Here is a 19,365-nt window from a genome sequence, read left to right on the forward strand (position 1 = left end):
AGCGGGGGAAGAAAGGAAATCCGTGACTGATACGGACCTGTTCACGGCTGACGAAAGTACCGACAGCGCTGCGCTGTCGAACGCCGTGACCAATGACACCCCAGACGCCAAACGTGAGATACCGTCCGGCGCACTGTCCACGATGGTGCTGCCTGAGCTGCGCGCACTCGCCAATCGAGCCGGTGTCAAGGGCACATCCGGCATGCGCAAGAACGAGCTGATCGCCGCGATCAAGGAGATTAGGGGAGAGGCCAACGGAACCTCCGCCAACGGCGGTTCCGCTGCGGACAGCGTCAAGACAGACACTGCAGACGCCGCAGACGCCTCAGACACCGCGGGCGCCGCAGCGCCGGCCCCCCACACCGAGCAGAACGGCTCGTCGACCGAGGCTCCACGCCGCGAACGGCGCGGAGCGTCCCGCGAAGCGGGATCGGCCGCCAACGGCGCCGAGGGCGAAGCCTCCAGCCGCCGCGAAAACCACCGGGAGTCCGCGTCCGGCAACCGCCAGGAAGCCAAACAGGACACCAAGACCGACGAGCGCGGGCCGGACGCCGGCAACGACCAGAGCGGCGACCAGCAGGGCTCCGGCCAGCAGTCGCGCGGCGGCTCCAACCAGAACCAGCAAGACGACGACGGTGAGGGACGCCAGGGTCGGCGGGGACGTCGCTTCCGCGACCGCCGGCGCCGCGGCGAACGGTCGGGCGAGGGCGGTAACGAAGCCGAGCTCCGGGACGACGACGTCGTCCAGCCGGTGGCCGGAATCCTTGACGTTCTCGACAATTACGCATTCGTGCGCACGTCCGGCTACCTGGCTGGTCCGCACGACGTCTACGTGTCGATGAACATGGTGCGCAAGAACGGTCTGCGCCGCGGCGATGCGGTGACCGGCGCCGTCCGGGTGCCGCGGGACGGCGAGCAGCCGAACCAGCGGCAGAAGTTCAACCCGTTGGTACGCCTGGACACCGTCAACGGCGGCTCGGTCGAAGACGCCAAGAAGCGTCCCGATTTCAGCAAGTTGACGCCCCTGTATCCCAACCAGCGCCTGCGCCTGGAAACCACTCCCGACCGGCTGACCACCCGGGTCATCGACCTGATCATGCCGATCGGCAAGGGGCAGCGTGCGCTGATCGTGTCCCCGCCGAAGGCGGGTAAGACGACCATCCTGCAGGACATCGCCAACGCGATCACCAAGAACAACCCGGAATGCCACCTCATGGTCGTGCTCGTCGACGAGCGTCCGGAGGAGGTCACCGACATGACGCGCTCGGTCAAGGGCGAGGTCATCGCCTCGACGTTCGACCGGCCGCCGTCAGACCACACGTCGGTCGCCGAGCTGGCCATCGAGCGGGCCAAGCGCCTCGTCGAGCAGGGCAAGGACGTCGTCGTGCTGCTCGACTCGATCACCCGCCTCGGGCGCGCCTACAACAACGCGTCCCCGGCGTCGGGGCGCATCCTGTCCGGTGGTGTGGACTCCACGGCCCTCTACCCGCCGAAGCGCTTCCTCGGCGCCGCCCGCAACATCGAGGAAGGCGGCTCGTTGACGATCATCGCCACCGCGATGGTCGAGACCGGATCCACCGGTGACACAGTGATCTTCGAAGAGTTCAAGGGCACGGGTAACGCCGAGCTCAAGCTCGACCGCAAGATCTCCGAACGACGGGTCTTCCCGGCGGTCGACGTCAACCCGTCCGGCACCCGCAAGGACGAGCTGCTGCTGTCGCCCGACGAGTTCGCGATCGTGCACAAGCTGCGCCGCGTCCTGTCCGGTCTGGATTCCCACCAGGCCATCGACCTGCTGATGAGCCAGCTGCGCAAGACCAAGAACAACTACGAATTCCTGGTCCAGGTGTCCAAGACGACACCCGGATCGATGGACAACGACTAACGCCGGCCGGGAATGCCCAGGCGCACCCCGCTGTTTTGGGAAGACAGTGGTTGACCTGGCATAATCGATGCCCGACAAGACCTGAAGAGGACAGCATGAAATCTGACATCCACCCCGCTTACGCGGAGACCACCGTGTTGTGCGGCTGCGGCAACACCTTCCAGACGCGCAGCACCAAAGAGGGTGGGCGCATCGTCGTCGAGGTCTGCTCGCAGTGTCACCCGTTCTACACCGGCAAGCAGAAGATCCTCGACAGCGGTGGCCGCGTGGCACGCTTCGAGAAGCGGTACGGCAAGCGCAAGGGCGGCGCCGCCCCGGAGAACACCGACAAGTAGCTGGATTGCCGACGCCCGAACTGTGCGGGTCCACGCACAGGCCGGGCGTCGGTTCGCGTTCGCGGGACTTCGGCTTTTGGCGGCACTCAGCGCGGGACGTGACGGGGCAGGAGGTGTGACATGACCCAGCCGGTGCAGACTATCGACGTGCTGCTGGCCGAACACGCCGAACTCGAGCGGCGGCTGGCGGACCCCGAACTGCACAGCGACCCCGCGGAGGCGCGCAAAGCCGGTCGCCGTTTCGCCCGGTTGGCCCCGATCGTGGCCACGTACCGCAAGCTGGCGTCGGCGCGCGACGACCTGGAAACCGCGCGTGAACTGGCCGTCGACGACGAGTCGTTCGCCGCCGAGGTGACCGAACTGGAAACGCGGGTTGCCGATCTGGACGTCCAGCTCACCGACATGCTGGCGCCACGCGACCCGCACGACGCCGACGACATCGTCCTCGAGGTCAAATCCGGCGAGGGCGGCGAAGAGTCGGCGTTGTTCGCCGCGGATCTGGCCCGGATGTACATCCGCTACGCCGAACGGCACGGCTGGACGGTCACCGTGCTGGACGAGACGACATCGGACCTGGGTGGCTACAAAGACGCCACCCTGTCCATCGCCAGCAAGGGCGACGCCGCCGACGGCGTGTGGTCGCGCATGAAGTTCGAGGGCGGGGTGCACCGCGTCCAACGCGTCCCGGTCACGGAATCTCAAGGGCGCGTTCACACTTCGGCGGCCGGCGTGCTGGTTTATCCGGAACCCGAGGAAGTGGGCGAGGTGCAGATCGACGAGTCGGATCTGCGCATCGACGTATACCGCTCCTCGGGCAAGGGCGGCCAGGGCGTCAACACCACCGACTCGGCGGTGCGGATCACTCATCTGCCCACCGGCATCGTCGTCACCTGCCAGAACGAACGGTCGCAGTTGCAGAACAAGACTCGTGCGCTGCAGGTGCTGGCGGCCCGGCTGCAGGCGCTGGCCGAGGAGCAGGCGCTGGCCGACGCGTCGGCGGACCGTGCCAGCCAGATCCGGACCGTCGACCGCAGCGAACGCATCCGCACCTACAACTTCCCGGAGAATCGGATCACCGACCACCGGATCGGGTTTAAGGCGCACAACCTCGACCAGGTGCTCGACGGCGACCTCGACGCGATGTTCGACGCGCTGCGCGCTGCGGACAAACAATCTCGGCTGCAACAGGCATGACCGCCCTGCGGCGCGTGATCGACTCCGCTGCGGCGCAGCTCGCCGACGCGGGTATCGACTCGGCACGCTGGGATGCCGAATCGCTGGCCGCACACGTGGCAGGCGTCGACCGCGGCCGGCTGATCCTGCTGGATTCGCCCGACGACGATTTCCTCGGGCGCTACCGTGACGCCGTGGCCGCGCGCTCGCGACGGGTGCCGTTGCAGTACCTCACCGGGACCGCGGCGTTCGGCCCGGCGCTGCTGCACGTCGGGCCCGGAGTCTTCGTGCCGCGCCCGGAGACCGAGGCGATGTTGGCATGGGCCGCCGCGCAACAACTTCCGGCGCGGCCGGTGATCGTCGACCTGTGCACGGGATCGGGCGCGCTGGCCGTCGCGCTGGCCCACCACCGGCCCGCCGCCCGCATCGTCGGCATCGACGACTCCGACGCGGCCCTCGAGTACGCCCGCCGCAACGCCGACGGCACGGCCGTCGAACTCGTCCGCGCCGACGTCACCTCGCCGGGCCTGCTCCCGGAGTTCGACCGGGGCGTCGACCTGGTCGTCGCCAATCCGCCCTACGTCCCCGCCAGGGCGGAGGAGACGCTGGACCCCGAAGTGACGCAACACGATCCGCGCCACGCGGTGTTCGGTGGGCTCGATGGGATGGCCGTGATCGCCCACGTCGTGCGTCTCGCCGGGCGCTGGCTGCGCCCGGGCGGCTTGTTCGCCGTCGAGCACGACGACACCACGTCGCATGAGACCGTTGAAATGATCCGGCGCACCACTGTTTTCGAGGGCATCCAGCCACACCAGGATCTGGCCGGCCGGCCCAGATTCGTGACGGCCCGAAGGAACGGCGCCGGTGACTGACGTCTTCGACTGTTCCGACGCCGACCAGCGTTCGCTGGGAATCGCCTCGGCGGTCAGCGCGCTCAAAAGCGGCCGGCTTGTCGTCATGCCGACGGACACTGTGTACGGCATCGGCGCCGACGCCTTCGACAGCGCCGCGGTGACGGCGCTGTTGGCCGCCAAGGGCCGCGGCCGCGACATGCCGGTGGGCGTGCTGGTCGGCTCCTGGCACACCATCGAGGGCCTGGTCTACACGATGCCCGACGGCGCCCACGACCTGATCCGCGCGTTCTGGCCGGGCGCATTGAGCCTGGTGGTCACGCAGGCGCCGTCGTTGCGATGGGACCTCGGCGACGCGCGCGGCACCGTGATGCTGCGAATGCCGTTGCACCCGGTCGCGATCGAGTTGCTCCGCGAGGTGGGCCCCATGGCCGTTTCCAGCGCCAACATCTCCGGCCGCCCCCCCGCGGTGGACGCCGCCGAAGCGCGTGAGCAGCTGGGCGATGTCGTCGACGTCTATCTCGACGCAGGGCCGTCGCAGCAGGGAGCCGCCTCCACGATCGTCGACCTGACCGGTGCCGCTCCCCGCATCCTGCGGGCGGGCCCGGTGAGCGCGGAGCGGATCGCCGAAGTCCTCGGCGTCGAGCCGGGAAGCCTCATCGCCTAGCGCCGTTGCGGCGGCGGCGCGGTTGATCAGGTCTCAGGTTGGTGCAGTACGGTCTCGTGGTGTCCAGCGACGTGACCAGCCTTGCCGGTGGTTTGTTCGCCCTCTCCGATCGCGGCGCCGGCGTACCACTGCGGGAACTCGCGCTGGTGGGGCTCACCGCGGCGATCGTCACCTACTTCGCAACCGGACCCGTGCGGGTGCTCGCCACCCGCCTGGGTGCGGTGGCCTACCCGCGCGAGCGCGACGTGCACGTGACCCCCACACCGCGGATGGGCGGGCTGGCGATGTTCCTCGGCGTCGTCTCCGCGGTGTTCGTCGCATCCGAGCTCCCGGCACTCACCCGGGGGTTCGTGTACTCGACGGGCATGCCCGCGGTGCTGGTGGCGGGCGCGGTGATCATGGGCATCGGACTCATCGACGACCGTTGGGGCCTGGACGCTTTGACCAAGTTCGCGGGCCAGATCACCGCGGCCAGCGTGCTGGTCACGATGGGGGTCGCCTGGAGCGTCCTGTACATCCCGATCGGCGGCGTCGGCACCATCGTGCTGGACCAGGCCTCGTCCATCCTGCTCACGCTGGCGTTGACGGTGTCGATCGTCAACGCGATGAACTTCGTCGACGGGCTCGACGGGCTCGCCGCGGGGCTCGGCCTCATCACCGCCATGGCGATCTGCATGTTCTCGGTCGGCCTGCTTCGCGACCACGGCGGCGACGTGCTGTTCTATCCGCCCGCCGTCATCTCGGTGGTGCTCGCGGGCGCCTGTTTGGGCTTCCTGCCGCACAACTTTCACCGCGCGAAGATCTTCATGGGGGATTCCGGCTCGATGCTGATCGGCTTGATGCTCGCCGCGGCCTCGACGACCGCGGCGGGCCCGGTCTCCCAGAACGCCTACGGCGCTCGCGACGTGTTTGCCCTGCTGTCGCCGTTTCTACTGGTTGTGGCCGTCATGTTCGTGCCGATGCTCGATCTGTTGTTGGCGATCGTGCGCCGCACCCGGGCGGGCCGCAGCGCCTTCACCCCGGACAAGATGCACCTGCACCACCGGTTGCTGCAGATCGGTCATTCACACCGGCGGGTGGTGCTGCTGATCTATCTGTGGGTGGGCATCGTCGCGTTCGGGGCGGCGAGTTCCATCTTCTTCAATCCCCGCGACACCGCCGCCGTGATGCTGGGCGCGATCGTGGTCGCCGGCGTGGTCACGGCCATCCCACTCCTGCGCCGGCGCGACGACTACGGGGACGAACACTACGACGCTCAGTAGTAGTGATCTCGATCATATGATACGGTGCAGGTAGAAGCCCGAAAAGCCCCGCGGGTCGCCGGGCGACCGGCCCATCGAACGTTGATCCGATTGCACCGGTTTCAGACCGATGCAAGCAGGGCTACCCCTTGGGTGATTCGGGTGTGACGTGCGATACGCTCGGCGGGCCACCGATCAGTCGGTCGGAAGGTTCCCGTTCCATCAACCTGGATTGAGGTGCTGCAGTGACGACACCAGCGCAGGACGCGCCGTTGGTGTTTCCCTCTGTTGCTTTCCGACCGGTTCGGCTTTTGGCAATCAGCGTCGGCATTACCGCGCTGGCGATCTTGGCCGCGGGATTGTCCGGTCGCCTCATGCTCGGGGTGTTCTTCGGCGTCGGTTTGCTCCTGGGTTTGCTCAACGCGATCCTGGTGCGGCGCTCGGTCGAATCGATTACCGCGCGGACACATCCGCTGAAAAAGTCGATGGCGATCAACTCGGCGACCCGGCTGGCGATCATCACCGTCGCCGGGCTGGTCATCGCCTTCGTTTTCCGGCCCGCCGGATTGGGTGTGTTGTTCGGGCTGGCGCTCTTCCAGGTGATCCTGGTCCTGTCGACCGCGTTACCGGTATGGAAGAAGCTGCGCACCGGCGATCACCTGACCTCGGCGGGAACGGCGGCAGGCACGGGAGAGGGGACCTCCGGCGATGACTGAGATGACCTTGCTGGCCGACTCGCAGATCGAGGTCGGCGATCACACCACGGCGACCTGGCTCGGAATGACGGTCAACACCGACACCATCCTGTCGACGGCGATCGCCGCGGTGATCGTGATCGGCCTCGCCTTCTTCCTGCGCGCCAAAATCACCTCGAAAGGCGTGCCCAGCGGCGTCCAATTGTTCTGGGAGGCAATCACAGAACAGATGCGCAGTCAGGTCGAAAGCGCCATCGGCATGCGGATCGCGCCGTTCGTCCTCCCGCTGGCTGTCACGATCTTCGTGTTCATCCTGATCTCCAACTGGCTTTCGGTGCTCCCGTTGCAATACACCGACCACGGGCACACCACCGAGTTGCTCAAATCGGCCGCAGCGGACATCAATTACGTTCTGGCGCTGGCACTCTTCGTCTTCGTCTGTTATCACGTGGCGGGGATCTGGCGTCGCGGCATCGTCGGGCACCCGCTCGCGGTGCTCAAGGGCCACGTGGCCTTCCTGGCGCCGATCAACCTCGTGGAGGAACTCGCCAAGCCGATCTCGTTGTCACTGCGACTCTTCGGCAATATCTTCGCCGGCGGCATCCTGGTCGCATTGATCGCGCTCTTCCCGCCGTACATCATGTGGCTGCCGAACGCGGTGTGGAAGTCCTTCGATCTGTTCGTCGGCGCGATCCAGGCCTTCATCTTCGCCATCTTGACCATCTTGTATTTCAGCCAGGCGATGGAGGTCGAGGATCACCATGACTGAGACAGCCACGAATTGGCCCGCACCACGCACCAATACAGGCGCCTGGTAGACCGCTACCAGATAGCCACCACATAAAGGAGGAAAGAATGGCTCTGGACCCCCAAGTCGCTGCCGCCGCTCTCATCGGCGGTGGCCTGATCATGGGTGGCGGCGCGATCGGTGCCGGCATCGGTGACGGTATCGCCGGAAACGCGCTGGTTTCCGGTATCGCGCGGCAGCCCGAGGCGCAGGGACGGTTGTTCACGCCGTTCTTCATCACCGTCGGTCTGGTCGAAGCGGCCTACTTCATCAACCTGGCGTTCATGGCGCTGTTCGTCTTCGCTACGCCGGTCGGCACCTAGTTCGCTGTGATGGGTGACGCGAGCCGCAGCGTTCTGGCGTCCAGCCAGGTGGTTGCAGAGGGAGGCAACAACTTCCTCGTCCCTAACGGCACGTTCTTCTTCGTGCTGGCAATCTTCCTGATCGTGCTGGCCGTCATCGGCACGTTCGTCGTGCCGCCGGTGCTACGGGTCATGCGCGAGCGCGACGCCATGGTCGCCAAGACCGCTGCCGACAACAAGAAGGCGGCCGAGCAGTTCGAAGCCGCTCAGGCTGATTACGAGAAGGCCATGACGGAGGCCCGGGTGCAGGCGTCGTCGGCACGCGACAACGCCCGGGCGGAAGGCCGTAAAGTTATCGAGGACGCGCGCGCCCGTGCCGAGCAAGAAGTGATGTCGACGTTGCAGCTGGCCGCCGAAGACTTGAAGCGGGAAAGGGACGCCGTGGAATTGGATCTGCGCGCCAACGTGGCGGGCATGGCGGCGACGCTGGCCAGCCGCATCCTCGGCGTGGACGTCGCCCCCGTCACCTCCTCGACCGGGACGGCCGGACGGTAATCACGCATGTCGACATTCATCGGACAGTTGGTGGGTTTCGCCGTCATCGTCTTCCTGGTGGTCCGTTATGTCGTGCCGCCGGTGCGTCGTTTGATGGCAGCCCGCCAGGACGCGGTACGTCAGCAGCTCGAGGAGTCGGCCAAGGCGGCCGACCGGCTGACGGAGTCGACCACGGCCCACAGCCGGGCCGTCGAGGCGGCCGCGTCGGAGGCGGAAAGCGTCGTCGAAGAGGCCAAGTCCGACGCGGCGCGCATCACCGAGCAAATGCAGGCCCAGGCCGCCGCGGACGCGGAACGCATCAAAGCGCAGGGGGCCCGCCAGGTCGACATGCTGCGGGCGCAGCTCAGTCGCCAGCTTCGCCTGGAACTCGGCCACGAAGCCGTGCGCCAAGCGCGAGAGTTGGTGAGCAATTACGTCGCCGACGACGCTCAGCGCTCGTCCACCGTCGATCGGTTCCTGGACGAGCTCGATGCCATGGCGCCGGCGTCCGCCGACGTCGAGTACCCGGTGATGGAGAGGATGCGATCGGCCAGCCGGCGCGCACTCGCCAACCTGGCGAACCAACTCAGCGCCACCGCCGAGGACCTGGACAACAAGGCGCTGGCCACGATGTCCGGTGAGCTGGCCACCGTCGCCAAGACGCTGGACCGCGAGATGGTCGTCACCCGTTATCTCACTGTGCCGGCTGAAGATTCGGAGCCCCGCGTCCGGTTGCTCGAGCGGTTGTTCTCCGGCAAGGTCAGCGACGCCACCCTCGCCGTGCTGCGCTCAGCCGTCTGCGAACACTGGTCCGCGAACTCCGATCTGGTCGATGCCCTCGAGCACATGTCGCGGCTGGCCTTGCTCATCGTCGCCGAGCGCGAGGACTCCGTCGGTGAGGTCGAGGAGCAGTTGTTCCGGTTCTCCCGCGTTCTCGACGGCCAGCCCCGGCTCGCAATCCTATTGGGCGACTACGCGACTCCCGCCGAATCACGAGTGAAGTTACTGCGCAAGGTGCTTGACGACGCGAGCGGCCGGGTCAACCCGATCGTCACGGCGCTGCTGTCGCAGACCATCGAGCTGCTGCGGGGTGAGCCGGCCGAAGAGGCCGTGCAGCTCCTGGCCGAGATCGCGGTGGCCCGCCGGGGCGAGGTGGTCGGACAGGTCAGCGCGGCAGCCGAACTCAGCGACGAGCAGCGCACCCGGCTCACCGAAGTGCTCAGCCGCATCTACGGCCATCCGGTGACGGTTCATCTGCAGATCGAGCCCGAATTGCTGGGCGGGCTGTTGATCGCGGTGGCCGACGAGGTGATCGACGGGACGCTCGCGTCTCGGCTGGCCGCGGCTGCGGCGCAGTTGCCCGACTGACACACATCAGCGACCCACGACCCATCAAAGACCCACGCGAAAGACAAGTAGGAAGACGAAGATCCATGGCCGAGTTGACAATCTCCGCTGAAGCCATCCAGAGCGCCATCGAGGAATACGTTGATTCCTTCACCTCCGACACCTCGCGGGAGGAAGTCGGAACGGTCATCGAGGCCGGGGACGGCATCGCCTACGTCGAAGGCCTGCCGTCCGTGATGACGCAGGAGTTGCTGGAGTTTCCCGGTGGTGTGCTCGGCGTGGCGCTCAACCTCGACGAGCACAGCATCGGCGCGGTCATCCTGGGCGATTTCGAGACGATCCAGCAGGGCCAGCAGGTCAAGCGGACGGGTGAGGTCCTGTCGGTTCCGGTCGGCGACGGCTTCCTCGGCCGCGTGGTCAATCCCCTCGGGCACCCGATCGACGGACGCGGCGACATCGACACCGACATCCGGCGCGCGCTGGAGATCCAGGCGCCGTCGGTGGTGCAGCGGCAAAGCGTCAGCGAGCCGCTGCAGACCGGCATCAAGGCCATCGACGCCATGACCCCGATCGGGCGCGGCCAGCGGCAGCTGATCATCGGCGACCGCAAGACCGGCAAGACCGCGGTGTGCGTCGACACCATCCTCAACCAGCGCGAGAACTGGGAGTCCGGCGACGAACGCAAGCAGGTGCGCTGCGTCTACGTGGCCATCGGGCAGAAGGGCACGACCATCGCGTCGGTCCGCCGTGCGCTCGAGGAGGGCGGGGCGATGGACTACACCACCATCGTCGCGGCGCCCGCATCCGACTCCGCCGGCTTCAAATGGCTTGCGCCGTACACCGGTTCGGCCATCGCCCAGCACTGGATGTACGACGGCAAGCACGTGCTGATCGTCTTCGACGACCTGAGCAAGCAGGCCGAGGCGTACCGCGCGATCTCGCTGTTGCTGCGCCGCCCGCCCGGTCGCGAGGCGTACCCGGGCGACGTGTTCTACCTGCATTCGCGGCTGCTGGAGCGCTGCGCCAAGCTGTCCGACGAGCTCGGCGGCGGCTCGCTGACCGGTCTGCCGATCATCGAGACCAAAGCCAACGACATCTCGGCCTACATCCCCACCAACGTCATCTCGATCACCGACGGGCAGTGCTTCCTGGAGTCCGACCTGTTCAACCAGGGTGTCCGCCCGGCCATCAACGTCGGTGTCTCGGTGTCGCGCGTCGGTGGTGCGGCGCAGATCAAGGCGATGAAAGAGGTAGCGGGAAGCCTCCGCCTGGACCTGTCGCAATACCGCGAGCTGGAGTCGTTCGCGGCCTTCGCGTCGGACCTCGACGCCACCTCCAAGGCGCAGCTGGAGCGTGGCGAGCGGCTGGTCGAGCTGCTCAAGCAACCGCAGTATCAGCCGATGCCCGTTGAGGAGCAGGTGGTTTCGATCTTCCTGGGCACCGGCGGCCATCTGGACTCCGTGCCCGTGGAGGACGTCAGGCGCTTCGAGACCGAGTTGCTCGACCACATGCGCGCCTCCGAGGAGAAGTTCCTGGCCGGGATTCGCGACACCAAGAAGATCGACGAAGAAGCCCAGGACCGGCTCACGGAGATCATCAAGAAGTTCAAGAAGGGCTTCGCGGCCAGCGGCGGTGGATCGGTGGTGCCCGACGAGCACGTCGAAGCCATGGACGAAGAGGAACTGGGCAAGGAGTCGGTGCAAGTCAAGAAGGAAAAGCCGAAGGAACAGAAGGACGCCAAGAAGGACAAGAAGTAGTTCAAGATGGCTGCCACACTTCGCGAATTGCGCGGCCGGATACGTTCGGCGGGGTCGATCAAGAAGATCACCAAAGCGCAGGAAATGATCGCCACATCGCGCATCGGCAAGGCGCAGGCCCGGCTGGACGCCGCACGGCCTTACGCGTTTCAGATCACCGCGATGCTGACCACCCTGTCGGCCGAAGCGGCGCTGGACCACCCGCTGCTGGTCGAGCGACCGGAGCCCAAGCGGGCCGGCGTCTTGGTGGTGTCGTCCGACCGTGGCCTGTGCGGTGCATACAACTCCGGCATCTTCCGTCGGTCCGAGGAGCTGTTCTCCCTGCTCAGGGAGGAAGGCAAGACGCCGGTGCTCTACACCGTCGGCCGAAAGGCGCAGAACTACTTCAGGTTCCGCAACTGGGATATCAGCGAATCATGGACCGGCTTCTCCGAGCAACCGACGTATGAGAACGCGGCGGAGATCGCCAGCACCTTGGTCGACACCTTCATGCAGGGTGTCGGTGACGGCGACGACGAGCAGTCGGGGGACGACGAGGGCGTCGACGAATTGCACATCGTCTATTCGGAGTTCAAGTCGATGATGTCGCAGTCGTCCGTGGCGCACCGCATCGCCCCGCTGGTCGTGGAGTACGTCGAAGACACCAATGAGCTTCACACCCTGTACTCGTTCGAGCCGGACGCCACAACGCTTTTCGATGCGCTGCTGCCGCGGTACATCACGACTCGCGTCTATGCGGCCCTGCTCGAATCCGCGGCATCGGAGCTGGCCTCGCGCCAGCGGGCGATGAAGTCCGCCACCGACAACGCCGACGACCTGATCAAAGAACTCACCCTGATGGCGAACCGGGAGCGCCAGGCTCAAATCACCCAGGAGATCAGCGAAATCGTCGGCGGCGCAAACGCGCTCGCCGGCGCCAAGTAGCACACGAGGAAGAGAAAAATTATGGCTGCTACTACTGAAACCGCAGAGAAGGCCGAGAAGTCCCAAGACGGCGACATAAACGGCCGCGTGGTACGCGTCACCGGTCCCGTCGTCGACGTCGAGTTCCCGCGCGGCTCGGTTCCCGAACTGTTCAACGCGCTCAACGCCGAGATCACCTTCGAGGAGCTGAAGAAGACCCTGACGCTCGAGGTGGCTCAGCACCTGGGCGACAACCTCGTGCGCGCGATTTCTTTGCAGCCCACCGACGGTCTGGTGCGCGGCGTCGAGGTCAGGGACTCCGGCAAGTCGATCTCGGTGCCGGTGGGCGAGGCCGTCAAGGGCCACGTATTCAACGCCCTCGGTGACTGCCTGGACAAGCCGGGCTACGGCGAAGACTTCGATCACTGGTCGATTCACCGCAAGCCGCCCCCGTTCGAGGAGCTGGAGCCCCGCACCGAGATGCTGGAGACCGGCCTGAAGGTCGTCGACCTGCTGACCCCGTACGTGCGTGGCGGCAAGATCGCGCTGTTCGGCGGTGCAGGCGTGGGCAAGACGGTGCTGATCCAGGAGATGATCAACCGCATTGCCCGAAACTTCGGTGGAACCTCGGTTTTCGCCGGCGTGGGGGAGCGCACCCGCGAGGGCAACGACCTGTGGGTCGAGCTCAAGGAAGCCGACGTGCTCAAGGACACCGCCCTGGTGTTCGGGCAGATGGACGAGCCGCCCGGCACCCGTATGCGCGTGGCGCTGTCGGCGCTGACCATGGCGGAGTGGTTCCGCGACGAGGCGGGCCAGGACGTGTTGTTGTTCATCGACAACATCTTCCGGTTCACCCAGGCCGGATCCGAGGTGTCGACGCTGCTCGGCCGCATGCCGTCGGCGGTGGGTTATCAGCCCACCCTGGCCGACGAGATGGGTGAACTGCAGGAGCGCATCACCTCGACCCGTGGCCGGTCCATCACCTCGATGCAGGCGGTCTACGTGCCCGCTGACGACTACACCGACCCGGCGCCGGCGACGACGTTCGCGCACCTGGACGCCACCACCGAACTCTCCCGCAACGTGTTCTCCAAGGGCATCTTCCCCGCGGTGGACCCGCTGGCCTCCAGCTCGACCATCCTCGACCCCAGTGTCGTCGGTGACGAGCACTACCGCGTGGCGCAGGAGGTCATCCGGATCCTGCAGCGCTACAAGGACCTTCAGGACATCATCGCCATCCTGGGCATCGACGAGCTGTCCGAGGAGGACAAGCAGCTGGTGCAGCGCGCCCGGCGGATCGAGCGGTTCCTCTCGCAGAACATGATGGCGGCCGAGCAGTTCACCGGTCAGCCGGGTTCGACGGTGCCGGTCAAGGAGACCATCGAGGCATTCGACAAGCTGACCAAGGGCGAGTTCGACCACATCCCGGAGCAGGCGTTCTTCCTGATCGGCGGCCTGGACGACCTGGCCAAGAAGGCCGAGACCTTCGGCGCCAAGCTGGATGCCTGAGGCTGAGTCGAAAGTTGCTGTGAGATGGCCGAATTGAATGTCGAGATCGTCGCCGTCGACCGCAAGATCTGGTCGGGGGAGGCAACGTTCCTGTTCACCCGCACCACGGTCGGCGAGATCGGCATTCTGCCGCGCCACATCCCGCTGGTAGCCCAACTGGTCGACGACGCCATGGTGCGCGTCGAGCGGGAGGGCGAGGACGATCTGCGGATCGCGGTGGACGGCGGATTCCTTTCGGTCACCGAGGAGAGCGTCAGCATCCTCGCCGAGTCGGCCGAGTTCGCTTCGGAGGTCGACGAGGCTGCGGCCCGTGAGGACTCCGAGTCCGACGACCCTCGGGTGGCCGCCAAGGGGCGCGCCAGATTGCGCGCCGTCGGCGCGATCGACTAACTGCCGATGAGCGCGATCATGATCGGCATGGTCGTGCTCGTCGTTGTGTTGGCGACCGCCGTCCTCGGGCTGAGTTACCGGCTGTGGAAACTCCGCCAGGGCGGGACCGCCGGGATCATGCGGGACATCCCCGCGGTCGGAGGGCACGGCTGGCGGCACGGAGTCATCCGTTATCGCGGCGGTGAGGCCGCGTTCTACCGGCTGTCCAGCCTCCGATTGTGGCCGGACCGTCGGCTCAGCCGCAGGGGTGTCGAGATCGTGGCGCGGCGCGCGCCCCGCGGCGACGAATTCGACATCATGACCGACCAGATCGTCGTTCTGGAGCTGCGCGACACCACCCAGGAGCGACGGCCCGGTTACGAGATCGCCTTGGACACCGGTGCATTGACCGCATTCCTGTCATGGCTGGAATCCCGCCCGTCGCCCCGTGCGCGCCGGCGCAGCGTCTAGCGGTCGGGCCTTGGCCACGGCGAAATGGTTTGGCAGCCATAGTCTTCCGGTGCGACATCGCGCATCGTCTGGCTGAACTGCCAGCGGTGCCCGGCCAGATCGGCGACGGTGCATTCCCGCTCCCCGTATTCGCGGTCGGTGGGCGGCTCCAGCACGGTGGCTCCGGCAGCACGCGCGCGCTCGAACTGGGCGGCGACGTCGTCCACGCGCACCTTTATCTCGTGCGTGACGATCGCGGGCCGCGGCGCTTGTCGCTCACCGGCCGCGTCCGCCAGGATCACCGCGCCGTCCGCGCCGACGCTCATCTGCGCGCGGTGGCCGTCACCGATGCGCGTGCGCTCGGTAAAGCCGAACGCCGTGGTGAGCCAGTCGACCGCCGCTCGCACGTCGGGATAGACGAGCACGGGTATCACCGACACCGGCGGGATCGACCGATTGTGTCGCATCGCTACCGCCCGTCGGGCGTTTCTCCCGGTTGCCCCCCGGGGCTCCAGAGCACGTCGCCCTCGGGGTTGGCGGCGCGCGCCAGGATGAACAGCAGATCCGACAGGCGGTTGAGGTATTTCGCCGGCAGCACGCTCATGCTCTCCGGTGCGGCGTTCACCGCGGCCCACGCCGAACGCTCCGCCCGTCGTACCACCGTGCGGGCGACGTGCAGCAACGCCGACAGCGGCGAACCGCCGGGCAGCACAAAGGAGTTCAGCGCCGGTAAGGAATCGTTGTACTCGTCGCACCAGCGTTCGAGCCGATCGATGTAGGGCTGCGTCACGCGAAGCGGTGGGTATTGCGGGTTTTCCACCACCGGGGTGGACAGGTCGGCACCGGCGTCGAACAAGTCGTTCTGGATCTGCCGCAGCACGCCGGCGAGCGCGTCGCCGGGCTGCCCCAGGGCGATCGCGACGCCGATCGCGGAGTTGGCCTCGTCGCAGTCTGCGTAGGCCACCAGGCGGGGGTCGTTCTTGGAGACCCGCGAGAAGTCGCTCAAACCGGTGGTTCCGTCGTCACCGGTGCGCGTATAGATGCGGGTCAGGTGGATTGCCATGAGGAAAACGGTACTAGGCGGGTTGGGCATCGAAGGCTCGGCTGACTGACAAGCCGAAACCGCTTCACTAGACTGACGCGGGTGGCCGAGCGATTCGTGGTGACCGGCGGTAACCGGTTATCCGGCGAAGTCGCGGTAGGGGGCGCCAAGAACAGCGTGCTCAAGCTGATGGCCGCGACGCTGTTGGCGGAGGGCACCAGCACCATCACCAATTGCCCGGACATCCTCGACGTGCCGCTGATGGCTGAGGTGTTGCGCGGTCTGGGCGCCACTGTCGAGCTCGACGGCGACGTCGCGCGAATCACGTCGCCCGACGAACCCAAATACGACGCCGACTTCGCCGCGGTGCGGCAGTTCCGGGCCTCGGTGTGCGTCTTGGGGCCGCTGGTCGGACGGTGCAGGCGGGCCAGGGTCGCCCTCCCGGGCGGCGACGCGATCGGTTCGCGGCCACTGGACATGCACCAAGCCGGCCTGCGCCAGTTGGGCGCACAGTGCAACATCGAGCACGGCTGCGTGGTGGCGCAGGCCGACACGCTGCGCGGCGCGGAGATCCAGCTCGAATTCCCGTCCGTGGGGGCCACCGAGAACATCTTGATGGCCGCGGTCCTGGCCGACGGCGTCACCACGATCCACAACGCCGCGCGCGAGCCCGACGTGGTCGACCTGTGCATGATGCTCAACCAGATGGGCGCACAGGTCGAGGGCGCGGGTTCACCGACCATGACCATCACTGGGGTCCCGCGGCTGCACCCGACCGAGCACCGGGTGATCGGGGACCGCATCGTGGCCGCGACCTGGGGGATCGCCGCCGCGATGACGCGCGGCGACATATCGGTCATGGGGGTTGACCCGGCGCACCTGCAGGTTGTGTTGCACAAACTGCACGACGCCGGCGCCACCGTGACACAGACGGACACCAGCTTCCGGGTGGTCCAGTACGAGCGGCCGAAAGCCGTGAACGTGGCGACCCTGCCGTTCCCCGGATTTCCCACCGATCTGCAACCGATGGCGATCGCGCTGGCGTCCATCGCCGACGGCACGTCGATGATCACGGAAAACGTATTCGAGGCGCGCTTCCGGTTCGTCGAAGAAATGATCCGGCTCGGTGCCGACGCCCGCACCGACGGCCACCACGCCGTGGTGCGCGGGTTGCCGCAATTGTCGAGCGCCCCGGTGTGGTGTTCGGACATCCGGGCCGGTGCCGGTCTGGTCTTGGCGGGGTTGGTGGCCGACGGCGACACCGAGGTCCACGACGTCTTCCACATCGACCGCGGCTACCCGTTGTTCGTCGAAAACCTGGCGATTTTGGGAGCCGAGATCGAACGGGTACAGTAGTCAAAGTCAGTGCCCCACAGGGGCGGTCGCCACACCAGGCGGCCGGCATCCCGGGCCTTGACTCCCTCGCCGGATTGGTACTAGCCTGGCACGGCTGCCCCGAAGCGGTCATCACGACCACAAAATTGGGGCTTGACTCCACTGCCGGGACTGTATTAAGCTGGCAGGGTTGCCCCAAAACGGGCGAAACAACAGTGTTGCTTGAGAACTCAATAGTGTGTTTGGTCTATTAGTTTTTTGTTGTTTTTTGGCCATGCCTAGCACTCCCCGTGTGTGGGTGTGGCCGTTTTTGATGCCAGTTTATGGTGTCTTTGTCAGGTATCTCTGATTTGAATTCACCTCGGTTACGAGGAGTTTTTGTTTGGAGAGTTTGATCCTGGCTCAGGACGAACGCTGGCGGCGTGCTTAACACATGCAAGTCGAACGGAAAGGTCTCTTCGGAGATACTCGAGTGGCGAACGGGTGAGTAACACGTGGGCAATCTGCCCTGCACTTCGGGATAAGCCTGGGAAACTGGGTCTAATACCGGATAGGACCACTTGACGCATGTCTTGTGGTGGAAAGCTTTTTGCGGTGTGGGATGGGCCCGCGGCCTATCAGCTTGTTGGTGGGGTGACGGCCTACCAAGGCGACGACGGGTAGCCGGCCTGAGAGGGTGTCCGGCCACACTGGGACTGAGATACGGCCCAGACTCCTACGGGAGGCAGCAGTGGGGAATATTGCACAATGGGCGCAAGCCTGATGCAGCGACGCCGCGTGGGGGATGACGGCCTTCGGGTTGTAAACCTCTTTCAGCAGGGACGAAGCGCAAGTGACGGTACCTGCAGAAGAAGCACCGGCCAACTACGTGCCAGCAGCCGCGGTAATACGTAGGGTGCGAGCGTTGTCCGGAATTACTGGGCGTAAAGAGCTCGTAGGTGGTTTGTCGCGTTGTTCGTGAAAACCGGGGGCTTAACCCTCGGCGTGCGGGCGATACGGGCAGACTGGAGTACTGCAGGGGAGACTGGAATTCCTGGTGTAGCGGTGGAATGCGCAGATATCAGGAGGAACACCGGTGGCGAAGGCGGGTCTCTGGGCAGTAACTGACGCTGAGGAGCGAAAGCGTGGGGAGCGAACAGGATTAGATACCCTGGTAGTCCACGCCGTAAACGGTGGGTACTAGGTGTGGGTTTCCTTCCTTGGGATCCGTGCCGTAGCTAACGCATTAAGTACCCCGCCTGGGGAGTACGGCCGCAAGGCTAAAACTCAAAGGAATTGACGGGGGCCCGCACAAGCGGCGGAGCATGTGGATTAATTCGATGCAACGCGAAGAACCTTACCTGGGTTTGACATGCACAGGACGCCGGCAGAGATGTCGGTTCCCTTGTGGCCTGTGTGCAGGTGGTGCATGGCTGTCGTCAGCTCGTGTCGTGAGATGTTGGGTTAAGTCCCGCAACGAGCGCAACCCTTGTCTCATGTTGCCAGCGGGTAATGCCGGGGACTCGTGAGAGACTGCCGGGGTCAACTCGGAGGAAGGTGGGGATGACGTCAAGTCATCATGCCCCTTATGTCCAGGGCTTCACACATGCTACAATGGCCGGTACAAAGGGCTGCGATGCCGCAAGGTTAAGCGAATCCTTTTAAAGCCGGTCTCAGTTCGGATCGGGGTCTGCAACTCGACCCCGTGAAGTCGGAGTCGCTAGTAATCGCAGATCAGCAACGCTGCGGTGAATACGTTCCCGGGCCTTGTACACACCGCCCGTCACGTCATGAAAGTCGGTAACACCCGAAGCCAGTGGCCTAACCTTTTGGAGGGAGCTGTCGAAGGTGGGATCGGCGATTGGGACGAAGTCGTAACAAGGTAGCCGTACCGGAAGGTGCGGCTGGATCACCTCCTTTCTAAGGAGCACCACGAGAAGCGCCTCAATTGGTGGGGCGCAAGCCGTGAGGGGTTCTCGCCTGTAGTGGGCGGGAGCCGGGTGCACAACAACAAGCGAACGGCCAGACACACTATTGGGCCCTGAGGCAACACTCGGTTCGTTCTGAGTGCTGTCCCCCCATCTTGGTGGTGGGGTGTGGTGTTTGAGTATTGGATAGTGGTTGCGAGCATCTAGGCGGATGCGTTGCCGGCAACGGCGGCGTATTCGTCAAAATGTGTAATTTTTCTTTTGGTTTTTGTGTGT

At 65.7% G+C, this 19,365-nt stretch carries 19 protein-coding genes and 1 rRNA gene; 18 read left to right on the plus strand and 2 right to left on the minus strand.

Annotated elements, in window-relative coordinates:
- Positions 1-22 precede the first annotated feature (22 nt).
- The 16 genes from rho (at position 23) to G6N48_RS01350 (ending at position 14,826) form a co-directional block, all read left to right on the plus strand.
- Positions 23-1,885, plus strand: a complete 1,863-nt coding sequence (gene rho / locus G6N48_RS01275) for a transcription termination factor Rho (RefSeq protein WP_085268972.1) — start codon at positions 23-25, stop codon at positions 1,883-1,885.
- 95 nt (positions 1,886-1,980) lie between these two features.
- Complete coding sequence (rpmE, locus tag G6N48_RS01280) at positions 1,981-2,220, plus strand: 50S ribosomal protein L31 (RefSeq protein WP_085268971.1); 240 nt, start codon at positions 1,981-1,983, stop codon at positions 2,218-2,220.
- A gap of 120 nt (positions 2,221-2,340) precedes the next feature.
- On the plus strand, positions 2,341-3,414 hold the full coding sequence (prfA, locus tag G6N48_RS01285; RefSeq protein ID WP_085268970.1) for a peptide chain release factor 1: 1,074 nt from the start codon (positions 2,341-2,343) through the stop codon (positions 3,412-3,414).
- Positions 3,411-4,265 carry a peptide chain release factor N(5)-glutamine methyltransferase gene (gene prmC, locus G6N48_RS01290; RefSeq protein ID WP_085268969.1) on the plus strand — a complete coding sequence of 285 codons (855 nt, stop codon included), beginning with the start codon at positions 3,411-3,413 and terminating at the stop codon, positions 4,263-4,265. The genes prfA and prmC overlap by 4 nt, the downstream gene beginning before the upstream one ends.
- Entirely contained in the window at positions 4,258-4,911 is a 654-nt protein-coding gene (locus G6N48_RS01295; RefSeq protein ID WP_085268968.1) for an L-threonylcarbamoyladenylate synthase, read from the plus strand. The genes prmC and G6N48_RS01295 overlap by 8 nt, the downstream gene beginning before the upstream one ends.
- A 41-nt stretch (positions 4,912-4,952) precedes the next feature.
- Positions 4,953-6,173 (plus strand): glycosyltransferase family 4 protein, encoded by a 1,221-nt coding sequence (locus G6N48_RS01300; protein WP_085268967.1) that lies wholly within the window; start codon positions 4,953-4,955, stop codon positions 6,171-6,173.
- 224 nt (positions 6,174-6,397) lie between these two features.
- Positions 6,398-6,868 carry an ATP synthase subunit I gene (locus G6N48_RS01305; RefSeq protein WP_085268966.1) on the plus strand — a complete coding sequence of 157 codons (471 nt, stop codon included), beginning with the start codon at positions 6,398-6,400 and terminating at the stop codon, positions 6,866-6,868.
- Positions 6,861-7,616 (plus strand): F0F1 ATP synthase subunit A, encoded by a 756-nt coding sequence (atpB, locus tag G6N48_RS01310; protein ID WP_085268965.1) that lies wholly within the window; start codon positions 6,861-6,863, stop codon positions 7,614-7,616. The genes G6N48_RS01305 and atpB overlap by 8 nt, the downstream gene beginning before the upstream one ends.
- 92 nt (positions 7,617-7,708) lie before the next feature.
- Positions 7,709-7,957, plus strand: coding sequence for a F0F1 ATP synthase subunit C (locus tag G6N48_RS01315; RefSeq protein ID WP_024636915.1), 249 nt, complete (start codon positions 7,709-7,711; stop codon positions 7,955-7,957).
- Between the two features lie 9 nt (positions 7,958-7,966).
- Entirely contained in the window at positions 7,967-8,491 is a 525-nt protein-coding gene (locus tag G6N48_RS01320; RefSeq protein ID WP_085268964.1) for a F0F1 ATP synthase subunit B, read from the plus strand.
- A 6-nt stretch (positions 8,492-8,497) separates the two neighbouring features.
- On the plus strand, positions 8,498-9,838 hold the full coding sequence (locus G6N48_RS01325; RefSeq protein WP_085268963.1) for a F0F1 ATP synthase subunit B/delta: 1,341 nt from the start codon (positions 8,498-8,500) through the stop codon (positions 9,836-9,838).
- A gap of 65 nt (positions 9,839-9,903) precedes the next feature.
- Complete coding sequence (gene atpA, locus G6N48_RS01330) at positions 9,904-11,574, plus strand: F0F1 ATP synthase subunit alpha (protein WP_085268962.1); 1,671 nt, start codon at positions 9,904-9,906, stop codon at positions 11,572-11,574.
- Between the two features lie 6 nt (positions 11,575-11,580).
- Positions 11,581-12,498 carry a F0F1 ATP synthase subunit gamma gene (locus G6N48_RS01335; RefSeq protein ID WP_085268961.1) on the plus strand — a complete coding sequence of 306 codons (918 nt, stop codon included), beginning with the start codon at positions 11,581-11,583 and terminating at the stop codon, positions 12,496-12,498.
- A gap of 21 nt (positions 12,499-12,519) precedes the next feature.
- Positions 12,520-13,986, plus strand: a complete 1,467-nt coding sequence (gene atpD / locus G6N48_RS01340; protein ID WP_085268960.1) for a F0F1 ATP synthase subunit beta — start codon at positions 12,520-12,522, stop codon at positions 13,984-13,986.
- Positions 13,987-14,010: 24 nt separating this feature from the next.
- Positions 14,011-14,376, plus strand: coding sequence for a F0F1 ATP synthase subunit epsilon (locus tag G6N48_RS01345; RefSeq protein ID WP_085268959.1), 366 nt, complete (start codon positions 14,011-14,013; stop codon positions 14,374-14,376).
- 6 nt (positions 14,377-14,382) lie between these two features.
- Positions 14,383-14,826, plus strand: coding sequence for a DUF2550 domain-containing protein (locus G6N48_RS01350; RefSeq protein ID WP_085268958.1), 444 nt, complete (start codon positions 14,383-14,385; stop codon positions 14,824-14,826).
- Here the strand turns inward: G6N48_RS01350 and G6N48_RS01355 are convergent.
- Both G6N48_RS01355 and G6N48_RS01360 read right to left on the minus strand, forming a co-directional pair.
- The gene (locus tag G6N48_RS01355) at positions 14,823-15,230 is read right to left on the minus strand and encodes a VOC family protein (RefSeq protein WP_197745581.1); all 408 of its coding nucleotides are present in this window, start codon (positions 15,228-15,230) and stop codon (positions 14,823-14,825) included. The genes G6N48_RS01350 and G6N48_RS01355 overlap by 4 nt on opposite strands.
- 44 nt (positions 15,231-15,274) lie before the next feature.
- Positions 15,275-15,868 carry a cob(I)yrinic acid a,c-diamide adenosyltransferase gene (locus tag G6N48_RS01360; RefSeq protein ID WP_085268956.1) on the minus strand — a complete coding sequence of 198 codons (594 nt, stop codon included), beginning with the start codon at positions 15,866-15,868 and terminating at the stop codon, positions 15,275-15,277.
- Positions 15,869-15,949: 81 nt separating this feature from the next.
- Here G6N48_RS01360 and murA point away from each other — a divergent pair, with 81 nt between their 5' ends.
- A complete protein-coding gene (gene murA / locus G6N48_RS01365; RefSeq protein ID WP_085268955.1) occupies positions 15,950-17,203 on the plus strand; it encodes a UDP-N-acetylglucosamine 1-carboxyvinyltransferase in 1,254 nt (417 codons plus the stop codon).
- A gap of 358 nt (positions 17,204-17,561) precedes the next feature.
- Positions 17,562-19,081, plus strand: a 16S ribosomal RNA gene (locus G6N48_RS01370).
- Positions 19,082-19,365: the final 284 nt, after the last annotated feature.

Origin of the sequence: Mycobacterium parmense (genome assembly GCF_010730575.1) — a bacterium.
GTDB lineage: Bacteria > Actinomycetota > Actinomycetes > Mycobacteriales > Mycobacteriaceae > Mycobacterium > Mycobacterium parmense.